The organism is Fructilactobacillus myrtifloralis, assembly GCF_024029335.1.
Lineage (GTDB): Bacteria > Bacillota > Bacilli > Lactobacillales > Lactobacillaceae > Fructilactobacillus > Fructilactobacillus myrtifloralis.
In genome coordinates this window covers 1,274,399-1,297,438 of sequence record NZ_CP097116.1, presented here as the reverse complement: position 1 = coordinate 1,297,438, position 23,040 = coordinate 1,274,399, and the positions used below count along the sequence as shown (strand labels likewise).

Annotated in this window: 23 protein-coding genes, 1 pseudogene and 1 other annotated feature; of the genes and pseudogenes, 4 read left to right on the top strand and 20 right to left on the bottom strand. The window is 48.9% G+C overall.

The genetic code is table 11. The features are described from left to right. Positions 1–38 precede the first annotated feature (38 nt). From M3M35_RS06420 to M3M35_RS06410, 3 genes and pseudogenes are all read right to left on the bottom strand, one after another. A pseudogene (locus M3M35_RS06420) lies at positions 39–962 on the bottom strand (L-lactate dehydrogenase). A gap of 54 nt (positions 963–1,016) precedes the next feature. Further along, complete coding sequence (mmuM, locus tag M3M35_RS06415; protein WP_252749825.1) at positions 1,017–1,931, bottom strand: homocysteine S-methyltransferase; 915 nt, start codon at positions 1,929–1,931, stop codon at positions 1,017–1,019. Next, a complete protein-coding gene (locus tag M3M35_RS06410) occupies positions 1,918–3,306 on the bottom strand; it encodes an amino acid permease (RefSeq protein WP_252749824.1) in 1,389 nt (462 codons plus the stop codon). Before M3M35_RS06410 ends, mmuM begins: the two co-directional genes overlap by 14 nt. A 558-nt stretch (positions 3,307–3,864) precedes the next feature. Between M3M35_RS06410 and solA the strand changes: the two genes are divergently transcribed. After that, positions 3,865–4,995, top strand: a complete 1,131-nt coding sequence (solA, locus tag M3M35_RS06405; protein ID WP_252749823.1) for an N-methyl-L-tryptophan oxidase — start codon at positions 3,865–3,867, stop codon at positions 4,993–4,995. Positions 4,996–5,038: 43 nt separating this feature from the next. Here solA and mprF read toward each other — a convergent pair whose 3' ends face one another. From mprF to M3M35_RS06325, 16 genes are all read right to left on the bottom strand, one after another. Then, positions 5,039–7,588, bottom strand: coding sequence for a bifunctional lysylphosphatidylglycerol flippase/synthetase MprF (gene mprF, locus M3M35_RS06400; protein WP_252749822.1), 2,550 nt, complete (start codon positions 7,586–7,588; stop codon positions 5,039–5,041). A 107-nt stretch (positions 7,589–7,695) separates the two neighbouring features. Next, entirely contained in the window at positions 7,696–8,061 is a 366-nt protein-coding gene (gene rplL, locus M3M35_RS06395; protein ID WP_252749821.1) for a 50S ribosomal protein L7/L12, read from the bottom strand. Positions 8,062–8,095: 34 nt separating this feature from the next. Then, positions 8,096–8,608: a 50S ribosomal protein L10 gene (rplJ, locus tag M3M35_RS06390; protein ID WP_252749820.1), complete on the bottom strand. Its 513-nt coding sequence runs from the start codon at positions 8,606–8,608 to the stop codon at positions 8,096–8,098. A 24-nt stretch (positions 8,609–8,632) separates the two neighbouring features. Continuing rightward, positions 8,633–8,757, bottom strand: a sequence feature (ribosomal protein L10 leader region). 58 nt (positions 8,758–8,815) lie between these two features. Continuing rightward, the gene (rplA, locus tag M3M35_RS06385; protein WP_252749819.1) at positions 8,816–9,508 is read right to left on the bottom strand and encodes a 50S ribosomal protein L1; all 693 of its coding nucleotides are present in this window, start codon (positions 9,506–9,508) and stop codon (positions 8,816–8,818) included. 102 nt (positions 9,509–9,610) lie between these two features. Further along, positions 9,611–10,036, bottom strand: a complete 426-nt coding sequence (rplK, locus tag M3M35_RS06380) for a 50S ribosomal protein L11 (protein ID WP_252749818.1) — start codon at positions 10,034–10,036, stop codon at positions 9,611–9,613. 118 nt (positions 10,037–10,154) lie between these two features. Further along, on the bottom strand, positions 10,155–10,709 hold the full coding sequence (nusG, locus tag M3M35_RS06375; RefSeq protein WP_252749817.1) for a transcription termination/antitermination protein NusG: 555 nt from the start codon (positions 10,707–10,709) through the stop codon (positions 10,155–10,157). A gap of 141 nt (positions 10,710–10,850) precedes the next feature. Next, positions 10,851–11,030, bottom strand: a complete 180-nt coding sequence (gene secE, locus M3M35_RS06370; RefSeq protein WP_252749816.1) for a preprotein translocase subunit SecE — start codon at positions 11,028–11,030, stop codon at positions 10,851–10,853. An 11-nt stretch (positions 11,031–11,041) separates the two neighbouring features. Further along, positions 11,042–11,188, bottom strand: a complete 147-nt coding sequence (gene rpmG, locus M3M35_RS06365; RefSeq protein WP_252749815.1) for a 50S ribosomal protein L33 — start codon at positions 11,186–11,188, stop codon at positions 11,042–11,044. Positions 11,189–11,238: 50 nt separating this feature from the next. Next, positions 11,239–11,814 (bottom strand): sigma-70 family RNA polymerase sigma factor, encoded by a 576-nt coding sequence (locus tag M3M35_RS06360; protein WP_252749814.1) that lies wholly within the window; start codon positions 11,812–11,814, stop codon positions 11,239–11,241. Between the two features lie 166 nt (positions 11,815–11,980). Continuing rightward, complete coding sequence (locus tag M3M35_RS06355) at positions 11,981–12,505, bottom strand: YacP-like NYN domain-containing protein (protein ID WP_252749813.1); 525 nt, start codon at positions 12,503–12,505, stop codon at positions 11,981–11,983. A 23-nt stretch (positions 12,506–12,528) separates the two neighbouring features. Further along, positions 12,529–13,290, bottom strand: coding sequence for a 23S rRNA (guanosine(2251)-2'-O)-methyltransferase RlmB (rlmB, locus tag M3M35_RS06350; protein ID WP_252749812.1), 762 nt, complete (start codon positions 13,288–13,290; stop codon positions 12,529–12,531). After that, positions 13,280–13,705 carry a Mini-ribonuclease 3 gene (locus tag M3M35_RS06345; protein WP_252749811.1) on the bottom strand — a complete coding sequence of 142 codons (426 nt, stop codon included), beginning with the start codon at positions 13,703–13,705 and terminating at the stop codon, positions 13,280–13,282. The genes rlmB and M3M35_RS06345 overlap by 11 nt, the downstream gene beginning before the upstream one ends. Before the next feature lie 5 nt (positions 13,706–13,710). Next, the gene (gene cysS / locus M3M35_RS06340; protein WP_252749810.1) at positions 13,711–15,123 is read right to left on the bottom strand and encodes a cysteine--tRNA ligase; all 1,413 of its coding nucleotides are present in this window, start codon (positions 15,121–15,123) and stop codon (positions 13,711–13,713) included. A 108-nt stretch (positions 15,124–15,231) separates the two neighbouring features. Next, complete coding sequence (gene gltX, locus M3M35_RS06335) at positions 15,232–16,725, bottom strand: glutamate--tRNA ligase (RefSeq protein WP_252749809.1); 1,494 nt, start codon at positions 16,723–16,725, stop codon at positions 15,232–15,234. A gap of 81 nt (positions 16,726–16,806) precedes the next feature. Continuing rightward, positions 16,807–18,189, bottom strand: coding sequence for a DNA repair protein RadA (radA, locus tag M3M35_RS06330; protein ID WP_252749808.1), 1,383 nt, complete (start codon positions 18,187–18,189; stop codon positions 16,807–16,809). A gap of 14 nt (positions 18,190–18,203) precedes the next feature. Next, a complete protein-coding gene (locus M3M35_RS06325) occupies positions 18,204–18,740 on the bottom strand; it encodes a dCTP deaminase/dUTPase family protein (protein WP_252749807.1) in 537 nt (178 codons plus the stop codon). Positions 18,741–18,885: 145 nt separating this feature from the next. Between M3M35_RS06325 and rpiA the strand changes: the two genes are divergently transcribed. Together rpiA and M3M35_RS06315 are read left to right on the top strand one after the other, a co-directional pair. Beyond that, positions 18,886–19,572, top strand: a complete 687-nt coding sequence (gene rpiA / locus M3M35_RS06320; RefSeq protein ID WP_252749806.1) for a ribose-5-phosphate isomerase RpiA — start codon at positions 18,886–18,888, stop codon at positions 19,570–19,572. A gap of 50 nt (positions 19,573–19,622) precedes the next feature. Then, positions 19,623–20,957: a C1 family peptidase gene (locus M3M35_RS06315; RefSeq protein WP_252749805.1), complete on the top strand. Its 1,335-nt coding sequence runs from the start codon at positions 19,623–19,625 to the stop codon at positions 20,955–20,957. Positions 20,958–21,006: 49 nt separating this feature from the next. Here the strand turns inward: M3M35_RS06315 and M3M35_RS06310 are convergent, their stop codons facing one another. Beyond that, on the bottom strand, positions 21,007–21,678 hold the full coding sequence (locus M3M35_RS06310; RefSeq protein WP_252749804.1) for a 2,3-bisphosphoglycerate-dependent phosphoglycerate mutase: 672 nt from the start codon (positions 21,676–21,678) through the stop codon (positions 21,007–21,009). 170 nt (positions 21,679–21,848) lie between these two features. Between M3M35_RS06310 and M3M35_RS06305 the strand changes: the two genes are divergently transcribed. Beyond that, a complete protein-coding gene (locus tag M3M35_RS06305; RefSeq protein WP_252749803.1) occupies positions 21,849–22,997 on the top strand; it encodes an LCP family protein in 1,149 nt (382 codons plus the stop codon). The last annotated feature ends 43 nt before the right edge of the window (positions 22,998–23,040 follow it).

Here is a 23,040-nt window from a genome sequence, read left to right as displayed (position 1 = left end):
TTTTGTATACTTATTAATATTTTAAAATCTTTAATCACCTAATTTTGATACTTTTCGTAGTTAGTTCTAATGAAGTCTGCCGACTTTTGGAGCTTAGCTAATTCTTCCTCGGTCAAATGGAGCGGCACGTCCGCAATCACTCCGTCCCGTCCCACGATTACCGGATGAGACAAATAAACATCGTACTGGTCCCGGTAGTTAGAAACCGGCAGCACCGCTTTGGCATCTGAATAAATCACGTTAATGAGCCGACTCGCTGACGTGGCAATCCCAAAGTTCGTGTAGCCCTTACCATTGAAAATCGCATAACCACCGTGCCGGGCTTCATGATCTAAGGCCGTCAAATCCAAGTTCCGGGTATGCGCCAGTTCGGTCAGCGGTTGATCCAAAGCCCGCACCGTTGACCAAGCGGTAAACTGCGAGTTCCCATGTTCACCCAGGTTATAGCCGGTGACCGCCCGTGAATCAATGCCGAGCTTGTCCGCCACCGCCCGCTTCATCCGAGCCGAATCAAGCATCGTTCCAGTCCCCAGCACGTGTTTCCGCGGTAGGCCCGTGATTTGTTGGTTCATTTGGGTGATGGCATCCACTGGATTGGAAATAACCACCAAAATCCCGTTGAACCCGGAATCTCGAATCCGAGGTGCCACAGCCTTAACCTGTTGACTGTTAAAGTCTAATTCAGAAAACCGATCTTCCTTATCGCCATCGTTCAGGCTAATCTTCCCTAATGCCGAAACCACGATGTCTGCATCCCCGAGCGCGGCGTAGTCATTAACCGTGATTGCCGTGTGAAACGGCAAATTCGGTAGCGCTTCGCGCAGGTCAATTGCATCGGCCGTGACCTTCGCCTCATTTTAATCAATCAACACCAATTCATCGGCGAACCCGTTGGCAACAATAATATGCGCCAGGGTTGCCCCGACGTGCCCGCTTCCAATAATTCCAATTTTGCGTGTCATCACAATCCCTCCAGTCGTTGTTGCATATTTTAGCACAATGGTCTGTTTTTGCCATTACTTTTTTAATAAGGTAGTAATTTGTGCAATATCGGCTGGTGTGGTGCGACAACACCCGCCAATAATAGTGGCTCCCGCCGCTAACCAACTCGGGACCACCTCCGCAAACGTTAAGGCGTGCGGAACCGGGGTCCACGTTTTGGTATGGGGATCGTAGTGATCCCCCGGATTGGGATAAACTACGATCGGTTTCTCGGACTGAGCACGAATGGTTTGAATGGCTGGTAAAATTTGGGCAAAATCCGTACAGTTTACCCCAATTCCACTCACCACGTCCTGAGCATCCAGCCACTGGACTACGGTTGTTAACGGGGTTCCATCGCTCAGCGTTTGCGGATCCCGGATGCTCAAACTAATCCAGGTCGGAACCAAGTTAGGCTGCTGCGCTAAAAGCTGAGTCAGCACCTGAATTTCAAAGAAATTAGGCATCGTATCGACCGACAGTAGGTCAACGCCCGCTGATAGTAAGGTTTGCACTTTTTCCGTATGAAACGCTGCGTACTCAGCTGCACTTAGTTGATAATCCCCCGTGTATTCGGCACCGTTGGCTAAGTAGGCGCCGTAGGGACCGACACAGCCGGCCACGAACCCCCGGGGATTCACATCCGCACGAGCCTGTTGGGCGAGCTGCACTCCCCGCCGGATTAGCTGGAGTGCCTGGGAATGTGAAATGCCCACCCGGGCAAACGCCGCCACGTTAGCCTGATAGGTATCGGTAATTGCGATATCCGCTCCGGCTTGAAAATACCGGGCATGCACTTGATAAATGGCTTCCGGGTCCGTCAATAAGGCATTGGCTGACCACAGGGCATCATTAGTTTTAACCCCATACTGCTCTAATTCTGTGCCCATTGCTCCATCGAGCACCAGGGGCGTGTGTAAACTCGCTGTAATTGGATTAGTGGTTGGCATGTTGTTTCCTCCTCTGCTGGATTGCGGTCGTCAAGGCGTGCCCTCCATAACAAAGGGCAACAAATGGTACCGTGATTTCTAAAGCTAACCGTTGGTTCGGATCAAACCAAATCAGGCAACAGGATCCAAAACACAGGCCAAAGGCTAACCAAGAAAGCCACGGATACCAGGGAGTTTTAAAGGCTAACTGGTCGGCACGCTTACCACTTTTCAGTAACTGCTGCCGAAACCGGATTTGCGATAACGCAATTGCCATCCACACAAAGACGACGGCCAGTCCTGAAATCGAAACTAGCACTAAATAGACTGAACCAGCGGCATAGACTGCTGACAATAACGCGAGGATCCCACCGACCATGCTTGCTAACAGGGCATACAGCGGAATTGCGCGTTTCGTGGTCCGTTGGAAAACGGCCGGAATAACTCCCTGATTTGCCAGTGACCACAACATTCGCGTGGCGGCGTAGAGTCCCGAATTGGCAGCGGAAATAATGGCCGTCAGCACCACAAAGTTCATGACATCCCCAGCACCGGGGATCCCGATGGCCGTAAAGATGGTGACAAAGGGACTCTCGCGCACGCCCGCATGCTGGTACGGTACCAGGGCACTCATGACCACGATGCTCCCCACGAAGAAGAGCACTAACCGGCCCAGCGTGGTGCGAATCGCCCGGGGAATTGCTTGCGCGGGATGCTGTGCTTCGCCGGCCGTAATTCCAATTAATTCGGTCCCAGAAAAGGCAAAGTTAACGGTCAGCATGGTGGTAAACACGCCCCCAAAGCCGTTCGGAAACCACCCATTCCGGGTTAAATTAGTTAACCCTACGAACTGACGGTGACCGTGATACGGAAGCAGGCCCAAGATCACCCCGGATCCCAGGACGATAAAGGCCACAATCGCAATCACCTTAATGCTGGCTAACCAGACCTCTGCCGTGGCAAACCACCGGACGGAGCAGGCATTCATTACAAAAATTAGCACCATTAGCAATCCACTCCACACAAAGACGGGAATCCCCGGAAACCAGTGCCACATGATTAACCCCGCCGCGGTGAATTCCGATCCAAGTGCAATCGTCCAGGTTAACCAGTATAACAAGGCCACCACAAACCCCGTACTCCGCCCTAAATAACGCTGGGCGTAGACGTGAAACGAACCAGTTTCTGGCATGGCCACGGCCAGTTCCCCCAAACAGAGCATGACCAGATATACAATCACCGCACCCAATAAATACGCCAAAATCGTGCCCAGTGGTCCTGCTTCGTGGATGGTATATCCAGAACTAAGAAATAGTCCCGTTCCAATGACGCCCCCTAGTGAAATCATCAAAATTTGTCCCGCAGAGATTTTTCGGGCTAAATGCTGCTTATCCAAGTGACCCCTTCTTTCTAACTGTAATCAAAAAAACACCCGTCCTCAAAAAGGACGGGTGTTCCCGTGGTGCCACCTTTGTTCACTCAATTCTCACAAACCAAGTCTCCGTCAGTTACCCACCATTCAACAACAGGGATAACCGAGTGCTGGTATCGGTCACTACCCCGCATCCGGCTTACCATTCACCAGACAACCACCATTGCACAGTCCATCTTCAGCTGGCTTATTTCATCCTTTCACACCACCCAAGGACTCGCTGGGAACCGCACCAACCTACTCAACTGCATTCGGCTTAATTATTATTACAAGTTAGTTTAAGCGTCAAATTACGAACTGTCAACCACAACTTTAATAATTAATTTAGCATTCAATGCTGAAATGGCGTCATTTAAAAAAATAATTCGTGATTTCAAAGTATGGCTGATTGGCCGTGGCATGCGGATTTTACCTCCATTGCCAGTGGCTAATCACCCGGTAACTGGTAACTTGTGGTTTGACAACGAACACGCTTTTCGGAATAATCAGCCCTAACTTACCAATTATGACAGGAGGATGATTATGACAACTACCTATGACTTAGCCATCGTGGGAACGGGATCAGTCGGAGCCGCCGCTGGTTACTATGCCAGTCAGGCTGGGCTCAATGTTTTGGAGTTAGACGCGCACGTCCCGCCCCATGACGCCGGCTCACACCACGGCCAAACCCGCTTGATTCGGCATGCCTATGGCGAGGGCGACCAGTACGTTCCCCTGGTGCTCGAATCCCAAAGACTCTGGAATGAATTGGCAATTAACAGTGGCCAACCAATCTTTCACCAAACCGGAATTCTAACCGTGGCGCAGCCAACCACTCCCTTTTTCACGACCCTCGTGCACAGTGCCCACGAGTTTCAACTCCCGTTAGAAACCCTCACCGCCCCAGCACTCCAAGCGCGTTACCCGAATTGGCACTTTAGCGACCAGTATCAGGCCCTGTTCGAACCAACCGGGGGCTACTTAGAATCGGAAACCGCCATTTCCGCCTACCTGCAACTGGCCCGGCACGCGGGCGTCCGTCAGGAGTTTAACCAACCAGTAACTGGGTTCCAACGCTTGGCCAATGGCACTGTTGAAATTAGGACCACGCAGGGGACATACCAAGCGCGGCAGGTTGCCATTACGGCCGGAACCTGGGTTAAGGAACTCTTACCGGACCTCCCCGTCCAACCAGTTCGTAAGGTCTTTAGCTGGTTTCACACTACCGATCAACGCTTAACGGAAGCAGCTGGCTTTCCCGGCTTTACGGTTGAATTAGCCACTGGCAATACCTACTACGGCTTTCCTGGTACCGATGGAACCATTAAAATCGGGAAACACAATGGTGGCCAGCCCATTCGTAATCCCCACGAACGGACGCCGTTTGGCACTTACGAAGCTGATGATCATGAAATTGATGAGCTGCTGGCAACTCATCTCACCGGCACCGCCGGACTTGATCACGGGGGAGCCTGCAGTTATGATCTAACTCCTGATGAGAACTTCATCATTGACTACCTGCCGGGCACCGACAACATCCAACTGGTGACCGGTTTGAGTGGACATGGCTTTAAATTTGCTAGCGTCCTTGGGCAGATTGTCGCAGACCGCGCGGCTCACCAACCGGAACCCTTCGACTTAACTCCCTTTCGACTGCAACGGTTTCACCACTAAAAAAAGCATGATGCCGGGCTTAGGCCCCCATCATGCTTTTTGTTTAACTTTGTTTTGGCCGGGCATTTACGACTGCTAAGAGTTGCAGCATGGTAAAGACCAGTGAATTATTCTTCCGGTAAACAAAGTATTTCGATTCCCACTTATCCACGTACTTTTGCTTGTAGGAGCGCAAGCCCTGGAAACTGTAGAAGGAATCACCGTATTCATAGATTAAATGTGCAATTTTTTCGTTAATAAAACTAAACCGGGAATTTCCCACGTTCGCTAACGGTGCCATCCCCAGGTTAAACCATTGATAGCCTTCATCCTTGGAGTATTGGAAGAGGTTGATGAAGATCCCATCCATCACGCCGGACGGAGCGTCATTACTCGACCGCATCAGATCAATCGAGGTCATTTTATGATCCCCGGTCGGCATGATGTTCGCAAAGGCCACAATCTTTTGTTCATGGTCGCGAAAGACTGCGATCGGTGCCTGGTTCAGGTAGTACTTATCAAAGAACCCGAGTGAGAACCCTTTTTCTTCCCGACCATTCAACCACTCATCAGAGATTTCCTTTAATTGATCTAAGAGTTGATCACTAAACGGCGGTTGTAAAATTTCAAACCGGTAGCCATCGCGCTCAAACTTATGCATCAACGCCCGTTCGCCCCGATGCCGTTTTCCGGCCAGCGTGAAGTTCAGCAGGTCAACCTGCCCTTCTTCCCCGGCCTTGATGAAGTCAAACCCTTTATCATGCAACAACATCGTTAGGGATTCGCCAACTTCATAAAAGACCAGGGTTAAGTCAGCATTATCAGCGTCTAACATAAACTGATCAATCGCAGCGTCTAACTTCGCCTGATTCCCAAACGGAGCCCCCATGATGATCAATTTATTGGCCTTTTGCTTGTACATAAACACCATTTGGTCTTCGCCCTGTTCCGTATAAAAATAAATCTTTTTATCGCGTAAAAAGGCCAAGTGACTAACTTCATTGCCGCCGTACTGGTTAATTACGTGCTTAATCCGTTGTCCATCAAAGGGTTGTTCCAACCAGGCAAGGTTTGCGTAGGTTAGAAAGCGATACAGGCCATACAGGATACAGATCGCAATCACGAACCCAATCAGACCAACCACCCACATTTGTTGCGAGGGCAGCAGGTAAGCATTGGTCATCTGGAAGCGGTGATGATGGTTGCCGACAATGTAGCCGACCAAACAGTACACAACAAATGAACCCACAAACAGACCCGCATCCGTAATCAACGCTCCCCACGAATAGGTTAACCGCTTCCGGTACAAGCCCTTGCGTGCCAACCAGAGACACAGCAGGATGAAGCAGAGAAACAGCGCCAGGGGAATCGGGAAGTCCTCCTTCCACAGGGTGTTCCCAATTGCAAACACCAGTAAAATAACCGTTGGCCAGAAGGCCTTTTTCACCCGCGAGCCCACGCCCCGGGCGAGTCCAATCAGGAGACACCCGACAATCACGTTGGAGAGTTGACCCAAAAAGTAGAGCGTAAACGGAGCTAACGATAGGTACAACGGATTAACGAGCACCACGTTTGGCACCGTAGCCAACAGGATCATCATGATTCCGGAGAAATACATGAAGAAGGTCACGATTAACTGGGAGGAGCGCTGCACGATGTTCGCTGGAATATCATCCAAAAAGCGATTGAGCCGGTGCAGCAATTCCTGGGCAAAGAGGATTACCCCGATCCCAAACGGAATAAAGTAATAAAAGACCCGGTACAGTAAGACCCAAACGGTGGCTAGAGTCGGCGAAACGCCCAACATTCCTAGTCCACCAATCATGGTCACATCAAAGGTTCCCAATCCGCCGGGTAGCATCGAAATAACCCCAATCACATTGGCTGCGATGAACAGCGGAAACACACTGGCAAAGTCAATGTGCAGGTGTAAAAACATCCCGATAATGATGAATAAGGCGGCACAACTCCCCCATTCGAGGCAGGAGCCAACGATTAACTTAATTTCTCGTTTGATCGTTAAATCAGCAAAGAATTCCGAATTGTTGAGCCGGGTAATCATAAAGACCACCGGGAAGTAAATTCCCCCTCCCAGTAAGAACGGCCAGTAACCGTGATCCTGCTTTCCGATTCCAAATCCAAAGACTAAGACTAATGACACCAAACAATACGTCGACAGCCCCGCCAGTAAAAAGAGCGCAATCTTGGAAATGGCATACAACACTTGTTTTTTCGTGGCGTGCTCACTGTAAAAACTCGCCCGTAAGCTCGCTCCTAAAAAGCCCCCAAAGCCGGCGATGTTCGTAAAGGTGTTGGTAATCCAGCCACTTTTAATGATGTAACTGGTTTTAAATTTACTCGGCAAAAATTCTACCATGGTAAAGTCATACGTTAACATCGGTGTCACAGCTAGCAGGCCTAACGCGGTTAAAATCAAGAGTTGGGTCGGTGATTGGGAGGCTAAACTCGCCCGCATCTGCTTGCCGTTAATTTCTTGCAGAATACTGTGGCCCTCGTAGATTACAAACGCAATCATAACCAACAGAAACACAATCTTAATGATCGTTGAATACCGGTTAAACCAAGCTGATACTCGTTTAATAAAATTTTTCACAGGTTTCCTCCAAAACATTCTGGTCGCCTGAGGTTGCACTCAGTCAAAACATTCCTAGTAAAAAAGGATGTGTGAAAAACACACATCCTTGTTTACGAAGACTGAGCCTACTTAAGAGTAACCGTAGCACCTTGAGCTTCAAGTTTTTCTTTAATATCGTTAGCTTCGTCTTCTGAAAGACCTTCTTTAACGATTGATGGAGCGTCATCAACCATGGCCTTGGATTCTTTCAAACCAAGTCCAGTGATGGTCTTAAGTTCCTTGATAACTTTGATCTTACCAGCACCACCAGAAGTTAATTCAACATCAAAGGTTGACTTAGCAGCACCGTCACCACCAGCAGCACCGGCAGCGGCAACTGGAGCAGCAGCTGAAACATCAAATTCTTCTTCGATTGCTTTTACCAAATCGTTTAAGTCAGAAATGGAAGCATCTTTTAATTGTGAAATAATTGCATCTTTATCAAAAGCCATTTTTTATTCCTCCTAATAGGACAATAGTAGTTTATTATGCAGCGTCATCGTCGTCTGCTTTGCTGTCAGCAACTGCTTTAACAGCGTAAGCAACGTTCCGGATTGGTGCTTGTAACATACTTGCAAGGGTTGCAAGCAATTCTTCGCGACTTGGTAACGTAGCAAATTCGTTAATCTTATCAAGGGAAGCAACTTCACCTTCGATGATTCCACCCTTAATTTCAAGGGCGTCATGTTCTTCAGCAAAATTCTTCAAAATCTTAGCAGGGGCAATTGGATCCTCGTGTGAGAAAGCAACGGCACTTGGTCCGTTAAAGATTTCCTTTAAGTCAGCGTGACCACTTTCATCGGCAGCCCGTTCCAAGATCTTGTTCTTGATTACCATTAACTTAACGCCGTTGTCACGTAACTCTTTTCGTAATTCTGTATCTTGAGCAACCGTTAACCCACGTGAGTTAACCACGATTGCAGAAACAGCTTCCTTAAAGTCGTCAGCAACTTCGGTAACCTTCTTTGCTTTTGCGTCAATAACTTCTTTCTTTGGCATAATTTCACCTCCCGTTTTTGATTGGGACCTAATAAAAAATCCCTATGCTCGCCAAAACATAAGGAAAAGTCGTTAAACTTAAACTCCTCGGCAGGCGGTGATTAAGACCTTACGGTCACCTGAGTCTTAGGCGATTCATATTCAATTAACAATTTACCATAACCAGCATGGTTCGTCAATCTGGGATTTTTTAGTTACCTAGTGCACCTAGAATGATTCAGGAGCAACCTTCACTCCTGGGCCAAACGTTGATGACACAGAAATGTTTTGGATGTAAGTTCCCTTCACTGAGGAAGGCCGGTTCTTAACCAAGACATCTTGCACCGTCTTAAAGTTTTCAACTAACTTTTCTGGGGCAAATGATGCTTTTCCGATTGCAACGGCAATGTTTCCGTCCCGGTCCGTCCGGTAAGTTACCTTCCCGGCTTTGGCATCACTAACGGCCTTCGTTACGTCCATAGTTACCGTTCCCGTTTTCGGGTTTGGCATTAAACCTTTTGGTCCTAAGACCCGACCTAACCGACCAACTTGGGCCATCATGTCAGGAGTTGAAACGGCAACATCAAAGTCTAACCATCCGTCCATGATTCTTTGGGCTAAGTCATCGTCACCAACCACGTCAGCACCGGCTGCTTCGGCTTCTTTAGCCTTGTCACCCTTTGCAAACACAATTACTTTTTGGTCCTTACCAGTTCCGTTAGGTAGCACAACGGCTCCCCGTAATTGTTGGTCAGCTTGTTTAGTATCAACGTTTAATTTGATTACTGCTTCGATGGAATCATCAAAGTTGGCAGTATCTAATTTTTGTACGAGTTGCACTGCTTCATCGACGGAGTAAGCCTTACTCTTATCGATTTGTTCTGCAGCTGCTCTGTATTTTTTTCCTCTTGTTCGAGCCATGTCATTTCCTCCTTGCAAATGTGGTGATGACGGAAAGAATATCCTCCCACGCTCACACGTTATCTTTTGATAACGTAGCGACTACAACGTAATCAGTGGTGCTTAGCCTTCAACGGTGAAGCCCATACTACGTGCAGTACCTTCAATCATACGCATTGCTGCATCAACGTCAGCAGCGTTTAGATCTTGCATTTTGGTTTCGGCAATTTCCTTCACTTGATCCTTGGTTACGCTAGCAACCTTCTTCGTGTTGGGTTCACCAGAACCGGATTCCACGCCAGCAGCTTTCTTTAAGAGCACTGCGGCAGGTGGAGTCTTAGTAACGAATTCAAATGAATGATCTTCGTACACCGTAATTACAACTGGAATCAACATTCCTGCTTGATCAGCAGTCCGAGCGTTGAAATCCTTTGTAAATTCCATGATGTTTACCCCAGCTTGACCCAATGCAGGTCCAACTGGAGGAGCAGGTGTTGCTTTACCCGCTGCAATTTGTAACTTGACGATATCAGCTACTTTTTTAGCCACGAGACATACCTCCTTAAGTCCGTGTGTGGTCACTGAAGAATGTAATTCTTCTCCCACGTTGATTATGCATAAATACACTTGATTAGTTTAACATACCCGCGCTTGATTAACAAGGTAGTTATTCCAGCGTCAGGGGTTTGACCTGGTGAAAGTCTAATTCGGTACTAGTTTCTCGTCCGAACATGTCAATGTTAACTTTCAACTTACCCTTTTCGTTATCAATACTCGTAATCTTGCCAGACAAGCCCTTAAAGGCCCCTTCGACAATCGTCACCGTATCCCCAACTTGGCTATCGAGTGGTTGCACCGTTGCTTGCATCCCGAGACTTGCCATTACCCGATCCACTTCTTCTGGTAAGAGCGGATTGGGCTTTGATCCCTGCCCGTGTGACCCAATAAATCCAGTTACGCCGGGGGTATTTCTAACCACGTACCAAGCCCGATCGGTCATTACCATTTGGACCAAAACGTATCCAGGGAAGGTTTTATCCATGACGACCTTTTCTTTCCCGTTTTTCACTTCGTGGGTCTCGGTTTCTGGAACCACCACGTCAAAAATGTAATCCTGCATGCCCATGGAATCGCGCCGTGACTCCAAGTTTTCCTTCACTTTATTTTCGTATCCAGAGTACGTATGCAATACATACCACTGTTTTTCGACCGATTCTACCATCGTAATCTCTCCTTTAATTCATTCCTGCTACCGTCTGACTAATGCGCGCGTCCTGCGGTGCAAGACGGCAAAATAAAAAAACCTCGTACCCACGAAGTTTTTCATCTTAAACTATACCAAATATTCACCAGTCAAGCCAGCTTAACCGGCATTCAGTAAAATGGTTTCTAACGCCCAGTCAATTAAACCGAGGAAAACGGTAAAAAACAGAGTCGTCCCAATTACCGTGGTGGTATCCACCCGGGTTTGGTGGGCATTCGGCCACGTAATCAGTTTTAATTCAACAATAACACTCTTTAAAAAGTTCCATAATCGCTTCATGTGATCTTCTCCTAGCGGGTTACTTGGTGCAAGGTTTGCTTTCCACAATGCCGACAATATTTCTTTAAGGTTAAACGGTGTGACAACTTTCCGCCCGCCACCTGGTAGTTGCGGGCGCCACACACAGAGCACGCTAATGCAATTTTAGTTTGGGTCATTAACGACTCCTCCTATCGAGTCCTTACTTTAGCACCAAAATGCGGTTCCGTCAATTTTTCAGTTGGTGGTACTTGCGTTTACACCGGACGAGGGCGTTTTGAACCTGTTGTTCGTCGACACTAAAGCGGCGGGCAATCTGGGCAACCGTTTGTTGCCGGAGGGAAGCACTTAGGACCTGCCGTTCAAATGCCGAACAAGTTGCGCCCACCTGCTGCAAGCGTTCCGTCAGTTCACAACACTTTAGGGGGTTTGGAGCCGCTTCGTCTTGAATGGTTTCTGCATAGTAGTCGGGACACGCGCTAAACGAAGCTTGCAAGCGCTCTGGGATTCGTTTTTGCGCGTTCTTTTTGCGTAACAGATCAAACAAATGATTGCGCAAGTTGGTTTTATAAAAGGAGCCAAAGGTCACCCGTTTGGTGACGTCATACCGGTGCAGGGTCCTAATGAACACCACCGCGGCTTCTTGACTCCAATCGTTTAAATCCATATCCCGGAGGTAAAAATCATGCCACAGCTTTAGGTAAACCGGGGCAAACTGGTGAAATAACTGGACAAAGTGTTCCTCATTCGTTTTAGCTGCTTGTAACGTTGCACTATCAAACTGATAACTTAACTTGGATCCCATTCTCATCGCACTCCTCGTTTTGGGTTGCTCTTAAATTACAAAAGCACGTCCCAACCGACAAGCGAACGATTGTTCCAAGCCTCTGCCATCCGCCTAGACCAATCTCTGGCTAGTGAAAATCCACTCATTTTTGAGTGAAAAATAAATCAGGATTAGTGCAAAAACACTAATCCTGATTTAAGCGTCGATATAAATCCCGTAATTTTTGGGCCTCGGTTTCATTAAAATTAATCCGATTCCCCAGGGACTGATCGTGATAGGTTTTGGTTTCCTGTTTGATTTCAACTTTAGACCGCCGGACTTCACGGAGCAGTTCCCGGGCCGAAATCCGTAAGGCACCGGCACTAAAGATCGTCCACTGCTCCGCATGATCACTAGTAGCCACTTCAACCTGGGTAAACAACGATTGTTCCCGCGTTGCCAGGGCCTCAATGTACGAATCCGCCGTCTCGTTTTTACTGGTCCAGACGACCTGAACGTTGCGGACCTGAACCGTACGGGCGTTTCCAGGCACGTACATAGCATCAAACACCACGATTACTTCTTTACCACTGTACTTTTGGTACTCGGAAAGATCCCATAGCAGTTGGTCCCGCGCCTCAGCCAACTGGTCCTTGCGTTGGAGCTGATTTAATTCGGGCCAGTCCCCAATCACGTTGTAACCGTCCACAATCAGCAGTTCTTTTTTCATTATTTTCTCCTCGGCCAGCGCCATTATTGAAGCGGATGGCGCGAGTTAAATCCTTGATACATTAACAACCCTGCCGCTACAGAGGCGTTTAAGCTTTGAATTTCTCCAATCATCGGGATGGTTAGTAACTCATCCATATTTTGCTTTAACAGGGGGGCAATTCCCTTGCCCTCACTTCCGATGACGAGGGTCACGGGACCGTGAGCATCCCAACGCCGGTAATCGGTCCCATGCATCTCGGTGCCAAACACCCACATCCCACGGTCCTTTAATTCCCGGACCGTGTTAACCAGGTTCGTGACCCGAGCGACTGGCACCCGCTCCATTGCCCCGGCCGCAGTTTTGGCCACCGTTGCCGTTAAACCGACCGAGCGTCGTTTGGGGATGATGACCCCGTGTACGCCGGCAGCATCAGCGGTTCGTAAAATCGACCCTAAGTTATGCGGGTCGGCTACGTTATCGAGCATCACTAAAAACGGCGGTTCCTCATGTTGGTCAGCATTGGCAAACAAGTCATCAATGCTCGCGTACTGAAAGGCCGCACACGCCACCACGACCCCCTGGTGATTCTGATGATCTGCCATTAAATCCAACTTGGCCTTTGGGGCATTGGCCAGCACCAACTGGCGCCCCTTCGCTAGCCGCACGATTGTTTGAATCGTCTGGTCGTTACGGTTAATTCCCGTCTGTAAAAAAACCTTGTTAATCGTTTGGGCTGGATTCCGGAGGGCCGCCACGGCTGGATGGCGTCCAATAATAAAATCACTTGTTTCCTTACTTGGCATATCGTACTCTCCCCGCCTCGACTTGTGTAATGCACCACTGGGTTAGCTCAGTGATCCGTGCTGTTTGTTCGGTTAAAGCCAAAAACCCAAAGAGGGCTTCAAACCCGGTGGACACCCGGTAGGTAATCACGCTGGTGTTTTTGGCATGGGTATAACTCTTGGCGTTTCGACCGCGCTTATAAAAATCCCATTCTTCACTAGTTAAGCAGTCATCGGCTTCCATTAACGCAATTAACCCCGCTTGCGCCTTGGCAGAAACATATCGAGTTGCCCGGTGTTGTAACCGGTTTGGCTTAGTTAGTCCCGCTTCAATCAAGTGCCGACGAATGCCGACTTCGTAAATGGCATCTCCCATGTAGGCTAATGTAATTCCGTTTAACTGGCGCACGTCCACGTTGTGTTCTGCATCCTTCATTAATTCTAACTTTCCCTTCTAAACCGCGTTCCCTGGGGCGTATCTTCTAACACAATCCCCTGGTCGCGGAGCTGGTCTCTAATGGCATCACTGCGGGCAAAATCCTTGTCAGCTCGGGCTTGTTCCCGTTCCGCAATCAGCGCTTCCACGTCCGCATCAGCTAGTTCTTCGGTAGCGAGCTTAATCCCAAAAATGGCCGCTAACTCCGCTAGCCGCTGCTGCATTAAGGTCAACGTGGCTTGAAAGACGACCGGTCGTTGGGCATACACGTTGCTCAACTTCGCAAGCTCATACACACTGGCAATCCCATTTTGAACGTTAAAATCCGCGTTCATCGCATCTTGAAAGTCCGCTTGCACCTGCCGGACCTCTTGTTCCAGCTTAAAATCACTCCCGGGTTCTGCATCTTGTAACCGATAACTCAGGTTTTGGTAAGCGGTCTGGAGCTTTTTCAGATTGGTCTGCGCTTCAGCAAGCCCGGCCTCACTAAAGCGGATGGGCCGCCGGTACTGCGTGGTTGCCATTAACAACCGAAGGACTTGGGGATCCACGGTTTTCAATAACTCATGCACGGTCACAAAGTTTCCCTGCGACTTACTCATTTTTTCATCCGCTGCTCCCACGGTCACAAAACCGTTATGCAACCAATACTTAACAAAGGTTTGCCCGGTTTTGGCCTCACTTTGTGCCCGTTCGTTTTCGTGGTGGGGAAATTCGAGGTCGATGCCTCCACCGTGAATGTCAATCGTGTTTCCGAGGTACTTAGTAGCCATCACGGAGCACTCAATGTGCCAACCGGGCCGGCCTGCTCCCCACGGTGAGTCCCACGCAATTTCTCCGGGTTTAGCCGCCTTCCAGAGGGCAAAGTCAATCGGGTCCTCCTTTTTGGCGAGCTCGGCACTCGCAACGTGTTCACTTGCGCCGTGTTCTAAGGTATCAAGGTCCTCATGTCCGAGTTCCCCGTAACTAGCAAACCGACGAGCCCGGTAGTAAACGTCCCCGTCGACTTGGTAGGCATACCCCTTTTCAATTAGATCCTGGACAAATGCAATGATCTCCGCGATGTTATCCGTCGCGCGGGGGTTCACCGTTGCTGGTTGCACGTTTAAAGCCTGCGTGTCTTCGTAGTAAGCTTGAATGTAGCGATCGGCCAGTTCTGGAACCGTTACGTGCTCAGCTTGGGCTGCTTTAATCAACTTGTCATCCACGTCCGTAAAGTTGGAAACGTAGGTCACCTCGTACCCCAGGTATTCTAAATAACGCCGAATGGTATCAAATGCGACCACACTCCGAGCATTTCCAATGTGAATATAGTTGTAAACGGTCGGTCCACAGACATACATCTTCACTTTCCCCGGTTCTAAGGGGGTAAAAGTTTCGAGCTGGTTGTGCAGTGAATTGTAGACTTGTAATTTCATCGTGGAGACCCCTTTTCGTTTATTTAGTCTCAATCATACCATAATCATTCGTTCTGCTGACACAACAAAAGGCCTAGCGTGAACTAGACCAATTGCAGAAAAAATATTTTAGTTTGCATCGAGTTGGGCCAAGGTTTGGTCCACATGTTGCAGGGCTTTTTCCCGGCCAATCAATTCGATTGATTCGGGTAGTTCTGGTCCTTCCATTTCGTGGGTAACGGCAATGCGAATCGGCATCCAGAGCTTCCGCCCCTTAATCCCCGTTTCCTTTTGCACTTCCTTGATGGTCCGCAAAATGGCAACCTTGTCAAAGAGGGGCAGTTCCCGTAACTTCGCCGCAAATTCGCGCAGAACCACCGGAGCAGTGTCATTGTTTAACTCGGCAAGGGCTTCGCCGTCGACCTGGTCTGGTTCCGTAAAGAAAACCGCAGCCATCTCATTAATCTGGGCCATGTAGCTCATTTGCCGCCGGTACACGTCAATCAACTTCCGCGCCCATTCAATCGTTTTGGCGTCCGGATTATCTGGCAGGTTTCCGGCCTTAATCAGTTGTTGGAGGGCCAAGTCAACCACAACGTCTTCGTCACTATCCTTCACGTAGCGGTTATTAATCCATTCCAACTTTTTGTTATCAAAGGTAGCGGGGGACTTACTCAACCGCTTTTCATCGTACATTTTGATGAACTGCTTTTCAGAATAAATCTCATCTTCTCCGACCGGTGACCACCCAAGGAGCACGATAAAGTTGAACAATGCATCTGGAAGGTAACCCAGGTTCCGATACTGTTCAATAAACTGCAACACCGTTTCATCGCGCTTACTGAGTTTCTTACCCGTGTCGGCACTAATGATTAAGCTCATGTGACCGAACTTAGGCGCCTCCCAACCGAAGGCTTCGTAAATCATTAGCTGTTTGGGGGTGTTAGCCACGTGGTCGTCCCCACGGAAAATGTGACTAATGGCCATGTTGTGATCATCAGCTACAACCGCAAAGTTATAGGTCGGCATTCCGTCCCGTTTTACGATGACGAAGTCGCCCCCGATGGTATCTGAGTCAAAGGAAACGTGCCCCTTCACCATGTCATCCCATTCGTAGGTTTGGTGTTTCGGGACCCGGAACCGGATCACTGGCTTTAAGCCCTTGGCTTCGGCCGCGTCCATCGCTGCTTGCTGTTCTTCCGGTGTCATCCCCGCGTATTCATATTCATAGTGCGGCATTACCCCACGGGCCCGCTGTTCTTCCCGTTCTGCTTCGAGTTCTTCCTCTGTTTTGTAGGAATAGTAGGCTTTGCCTTCATCCAACAATTGCTGAATTAACGGATCGTAGGTTGCCTTTCGTTCTGATTGGCGGTAGGGACCATAGTCGCCCCCCACGTCTGGACCTTCATCCCAGTCAATTCCGAGCCACTTTAGGTTATCTAACTGGCTTTTCTCACCGTCTTGCACGTTGCGTTTCGTATCGGTATCTTCAATTCGAATGATGAATTTACCTTTATAGTGCCGAGCAAATAAATAGTTGAAAATTGCAGTTCGCGCGTTTCCAATGTGTAAGTGCCCGGTTGGGCTGGGTGCGTAGCGAACCCGAATCTTATCGTTAGCCAATGTTATTCTCTCTTTTCTATATATAGTTTTATCCTTAGTTTACAATTTATGGCGCCAAAAATAAACCCACGCTCCCTCCGGCTACTTGGGAAGGGCCAGTTGCAACGCCTCTTTGAGGGTGGTAACTCCGACCACTTCAATTCCGGTCGGCACGGTGAGCCCTTCCAGGCTATGCTTCGGCACCAAAATCCGGGCAAAGCCCAGTTTGGCGGCTTCGCGAATCCGTTGTTCGATCCGGTCAACCCGGCGGACTTCTCCGGTCAACCCCAGTTCACCAACGTAACACTCACGCGGGTTCGTACTGATATTTTCATAACTGGAAGCAATGCTGACGGCCATGGCTAGGTCGAGTGCGGGTTCATTTAACTTCACCCCGCCCGCTGCCTTAACGTAGGCATCCTGATTTTGAAGGAGTAATCCAGCCCGTTTTTCTAACACGGCCATGATCAACGACACCCGGTTGCGATCCACACCGGTCGCCGTTCGTTGGGCGTTCCCAAAGACTGACGGCGTGATGAGGGCCTGGAGTTCAACCAAAATGGGCCGAGTTCCTTCCATGGCCACCACAATGGCCGAACCGGTTGCATTTTTCAACCGTTCCTCCAGAAAAATTTCTGAGGGGTTTTGCACCTCTTGCAATCCCTGATCGGCCATTTCAAAAATGCCGAGTTCGTTGGTTGACCCAAACCGGTTCTTAACCGCCCGCAACAGACGGTACGAATGGTGCTTATCGCCTTCAAAATAGAGCACCGTATCTACCATGTGTTCCAGGGTTTTTGGCCCCGCGAGCGCACCGCCTTTGGTGACGTGCCCCACGATAAAGACGGTGATGTTATTGGTCTTTGCAATCCCCATCAAGTCAGTGGTGACCCCCCGAACCTGTGAGACCGACCCAATCGCTGAGTCAACGTCGCCCTCCTGCATGGTTTGGACCGAATCCACGATGACAACGTCCGGCTTTAAATCAGCAATGGCATCCCGAACCGCCGTCATGTCGGTTTCTGGAAAGACATATACCCGCTCGTTCGTGGTGATGTGCAAGCGGTCAGCACGCATTTTCACCTGGTCCGCACTTTCTTCTCCAGTCACGTACAACACCCGTTTGCCGAGCATCGCTAACTGACCAGACACTTGCAGGAGTAAGGTCGACTTGCCAATGCCGGGATCGCCCCCAATTAAAACAAGGGAACCCGGCACAATTCCACCCCCGAGAACCCGGTTTAGCTCTGCGGATTGAATCTGATAGCGGGGCGCATCCTGGGCATCTACCTCGGTAATCAGTTGTGGCGTCACCCGGTTGCCGTGCAGAGAAACCCGGGTCTTTGCTCCACTAGCTGGGTCGGACTTGGCCTTTGTTTCTTCTGTAAACGTATTCCACTCCCCACAGTTAGGACAACGACCTAAGTAACTGGGAGAAATGTACCCACAGTTTGTACACACAAATTGAGTGGTGGTTTTACTCATAACTTGTTTCCTTTCTAATCCCCAGACGAACCAAAGCCTCCGGTTCTAGTGGCCGTTGGTGCGGCCTCCTGGTCAGCCAGTAAGTAGGGCATGAAAATTCCCTGGGCAATCCGATCGCCCTTGTGAATCGTTCGGTCACCAATTCCCCAGTTGATTAGTTGCACGAAGATTTCGCCTTCGTTGTTAGCATTATTATAGTAGTCAGCGTCAATCACTCCAATTCCATTGGGAAGAATCAGGTTCCGTTTCAACGGATTACTGGACCGGTTGGCAATGATTAGGACTTCGTTTGGCTGCATATAAGCCTTTATTCCGGTTGGAACCAGGTAGGGCTGTAGATCCGCGCTCGCTGCCGCACTCTCCGCCGTGGTTAGCTGTCGTCCCTTCCGGATCAGCTTGAGCGCCCGCAATAACCCCAATTTCCACACGGACGGTAACACGACCGTTTGGGAACTAGCCAGGTCATACCCCGCCGCTTGCTTGGTGGCACGTTGCGGTAATTTTAAGCCGGCTTGGGCTGCGCTTGTGACAAATTCAAACCCTCGTTTCATTGACAAAACTCCTCACCTTTTCATAATTGGATACTACCATTCTAACAGTATTTAGCGCATTTCAACATTACTTGACAAATGGAAAAAAGCAATGGAAAATTAAAGACTGAATTGTAAATTATATGGTTGATTAAGGGGACAGTCAATGGATAGCGAAGCAATTAAACACCAAAAAGCACAAGTTGGCCAAGAAGCGGTCCAATACATTGAAGATGGGATGGTCATCGGAATCGGAAGTGGCTCCACCATGTGGTACATGGTCGAAGCCCTCGGCAAACGAGTTCAAACCGGGTTAAACATTATTGGCGTACCAACTTCCCACGCCACCCGTAAGCACGCTGCACAATTAGGAATTCCGTTAAAAACCGTTGATGAAGTCGATCACATCGACCTTACGATTGACGGCGCAGATCAAATTGATGTCCAGTACCAAGGGATTAAGGGTGGCGGTGCTTCCCATTTAATGGAAAAGATTGTCGCTACCAACTCTACCAAAAACATGTGGATCGTTGACGAAAGCAAAATGGTCGAAGCCTTTAACTATCCGGTGCCCGTCGAGGTCATCCCTTACGGCAGCAGACAACTCGAACGGCGCTTAGCACAGATGGATCTGCATCCCCGCCTCCGCAAAAATCCGGCGGGTGAATTTGTGACCACCGATTCTAACAACTATATTATCGATTTGTACCTAGATCCCCTCACCGACCCCATTCGATTAGCTAACCAACTAAATCCCCTGGTTGGGATCATTGAACACGGCCTCTTCTTGAACATGGTGAACACCATTATTGTGCAGCACGAACAAGGTCCGGAGGTCATTAACGTCCGCTAATGCTTGCAAATGAGTTATACTAATCGCAACTATGTAATGGAGGTTACACAATGGACAAAGCAATTGAACCACAAAACATTGAAAGATATCAAAACAACTTAAACAACCACCCCGACGCAGACGTCTTAAGCCGGGCCGTCACCCACAACGGCATCCTTTCATCCGCCGCTGATTACGAAGCAAACGACCAGTTGGATCCCATCTTTTCTGTGGATGTTTCTAATCAAGCCGTTTCCGACCAAAAACGCAGTGGCCGGTGCTGGCTTTTCGCCGCTCTAAACACGCTCCGGTCGAAGGTCGAAGGCAACTTTAACGTACCGAAGGACTTTGAACTTTCCCAGGTTTACCTCTTCTTTTGGGATAAGTTTGAAAAAGCGAACTACTTCTTAAATAACGTTTTAAAGACAGCGGACCAACCATTAACTGATCGGAAGGTCAACTTTCTGTTGCAAACTCCCCAACAAGACGGGGGCCAGTGGGATATGATTGCCGCCCTGATTGCTAAGTATGGGGTGGTGCCAAAGGCTGCCATGGCCGAAACCGCTAGCAGTGATAATTCGAGTGAACTTAACGCTGCTTTAAACACCCAACTCCGCCACGATGCCATCGCCTTACGCAAGTTGGTTCAGTCTGGACAAAGTGCTGAAATCATTAACGCGAAAAAAGATGACATGTTAAACGAAATTTACCGGATGTTGGTGTACGCCTTTGGTAAGCCAGTAACTGACTTTACCTTTGAGTATCGCGATGCTGATAATCACTATCACATTGAACAACACCTCACTCCCCTGACCTTCTTCCAAAAATACGTAAACATCAACCTTGATGACTACGTCTCCATCATCAACTCCCCCACGGACGATAAACCATTTCACGAAACTTACACGGTGGAAATGCTGGGGAACGTGGTTGGTGGCCAACCAATCAAACACTATAACCTGCCAATCGAACGCTTAAAGGAACTCACGATTAAACAACTCCAAGCCGGCGAAACGGTTTGGTTTGGAAGTGACGTCGGTCAAGCAAGTGACCGGAAAAACGGTTTAATGGATCCAAACCTGTACCACGTGGATGAACTGATGCAAACTGACATGAGCATGAGTAAGGCCGAACGACTAGATTACGGAGAAAGCGTCATGGATCACGCCATGGTGATCACCGGAGTTGACCTCGTGGACGGCCAACCAACCAAGTGGAAGGTTGAAAATAGTTGGGGCAACAAGGTTGGAACCAAGGGATACTTCGTCATGAGTGACACCTGGTTCAGTGAATTTGTTTACCAAGTTGTCATCAACAAGAAATACCTAACTGATCAAGAACGGCAAGAACAAGCCCAAACGCCAACGGTCCTTGCTCCATGGGATCCAATGGGAACATTGGCCTAGGTAGTCATTTAAAAAGCACGAACCTGCAAATTGCAGATCCGTGCTTTTTTTATGCCAAAATTTGTTTCTGCTGAATGTGCAGGTGCTCATCTAAGGTGTAAACAATCGGTTCGGCGTTGGGCACTTCTACCCCATCAATTGCATCATCGGACAGTTGCTCGAGATACTTGATGAGGGCCCGCAGCGAACTACCGTGCGCGACTACCAGTTGATTTTGGTGCTGTAACAGCCGCGGGGCCAACTGATCCTGCCAGTATGGTATCAAGCGCTCGTAGGCCATTTGGAGGCTCTCAGCCCGCGGTTCGCGGACCCCAATGCGAGCGTAGCGCCGCTTGGGTGTGACCCAGTCTAATCGCGGGGGCACAGCGGTAAAACTCCGGCGCCACTGCATGAACTGGTCCTCCCCGACTTCTTCTCGGACCACTGGTTTCTTCCGGCCCCGTAACGCACCGTAGTGACGTTCGTTTAGCCGCCACGTTTTATACTGGGGAATCCACAGTTGATCTAGTTCGTCTAACACGATATTGGCCGATTGAATGGCCCGTTTTAAATAGGAGGTGTGCACCGCTCCAAACGCAAGGTGTAACTGGTTAAGTTTGGCCCCCGCTGCAACTGCTTCCCGTTGCCCCTGCTCCGTCAACGCCACGTCATTCCACCCCGTAAAAACGTGTTGTTGGTTAGCAATACTCTCGCCATGGCGAATCAAAACTAACTTGGTCATCTGCGGTTCCCTCCCCGATAAAAACTGATTTCTTTCCATCTTAACATACCCCCATAAACCCCTATTAACGATTTAATTGTAAAAAATTCCTTAAATTATTTAATTATCCGTCGGCGCTTCCATGAATAGTTTATAATGTTAACCAGACTGATATAAAAACGAGGGTTAACATGACAAACAACGGAAAGCAACAACCAACCGGAAGAGCTGGTCGCAACCACTTTATGAACCAATCCGAACCACCAAAACCACCAAAGTCCGGACCAAAACCGGATCCAAACGCGGTCGAATGGCATCCGCGCGCGTGGAAATGGATGGCCGGCTTACTCGGAGCCGCCCTACTCCTTTTGGGATTCGCCTTTCTGCAGTACCAGCGGGTGTCCTCGACGTTAGACTCTACGTATTCGAGCGCCAAAAACTCCCGCGACGTCTCTAAAATCATTAAACAGCGGAAACCCTTTACGGTGTTACTGATGGGAACGGATACCGGGGAGTTAGGTCGGAAGGATAAGGGCCGGACGGATTCCATGATTCTCGCCACAGTTAATCCGAACACCAAGAAAACCACCTTTACAAGTATCCCTAGAGATACCAAGGTCGTGGTCCCTGGAGATTCACAGCCGTATGAAAAGATTAATGCGGCTTATACCATTGGGGGAGCAGATTCCGCTACAGAAGTCGTCCACAAACTGTTTAACGTTCCCGTAGACTTCTACGCTGTTGTCAACATGAAAGGGATCAAGCAAATGGTGAACGCGGTGGGTGGAGTTGACATCACTCCGAACCTCACATTTGACTACGAAGGCATTAGCGTGAAAAAGGGTAAGACCGAGCACATGAACGGCCAAACCGCCTTACAATACACCCGGATGCGCTATCAAGATCCCCTCGGTGATTACGGGCGCCAAATTCGGCAACGTCAAGTTCTCAACGCCGTCCTCCAAAAGGGACTCTCGATTGGAAACGTTTCGCGGTACGGTGAAATTTTAAACAGTTTGAAGGGCAATCTCCAAACCGATTTAACTTTCAATGACATGATTACGATTGCCGGTAGTTATCGAGATGCGGCTAAGAATTTGAAGCAAACGGCTTTGCAATGTGATGACGCAATGGTCGATGGGATTAGTTACCAAGTTGCTCCCGATCGAGAATTACTGAAGGTCTCTAATCAAATTCGGGAATCACTTGATTTACCACCTGAAGATGAGTTAACGCCAACACAACAAAAAATTAATTCTAACGAAGAAGTCGGCCAAGACGGATCGTTCTTTACTAACCACGAATCCGTGAACCATAACCAAGAACTTCCGAAGAACTAGGTAAAACAGGGTAACCAATTCACGGTTATCCTGTTTTTTACTT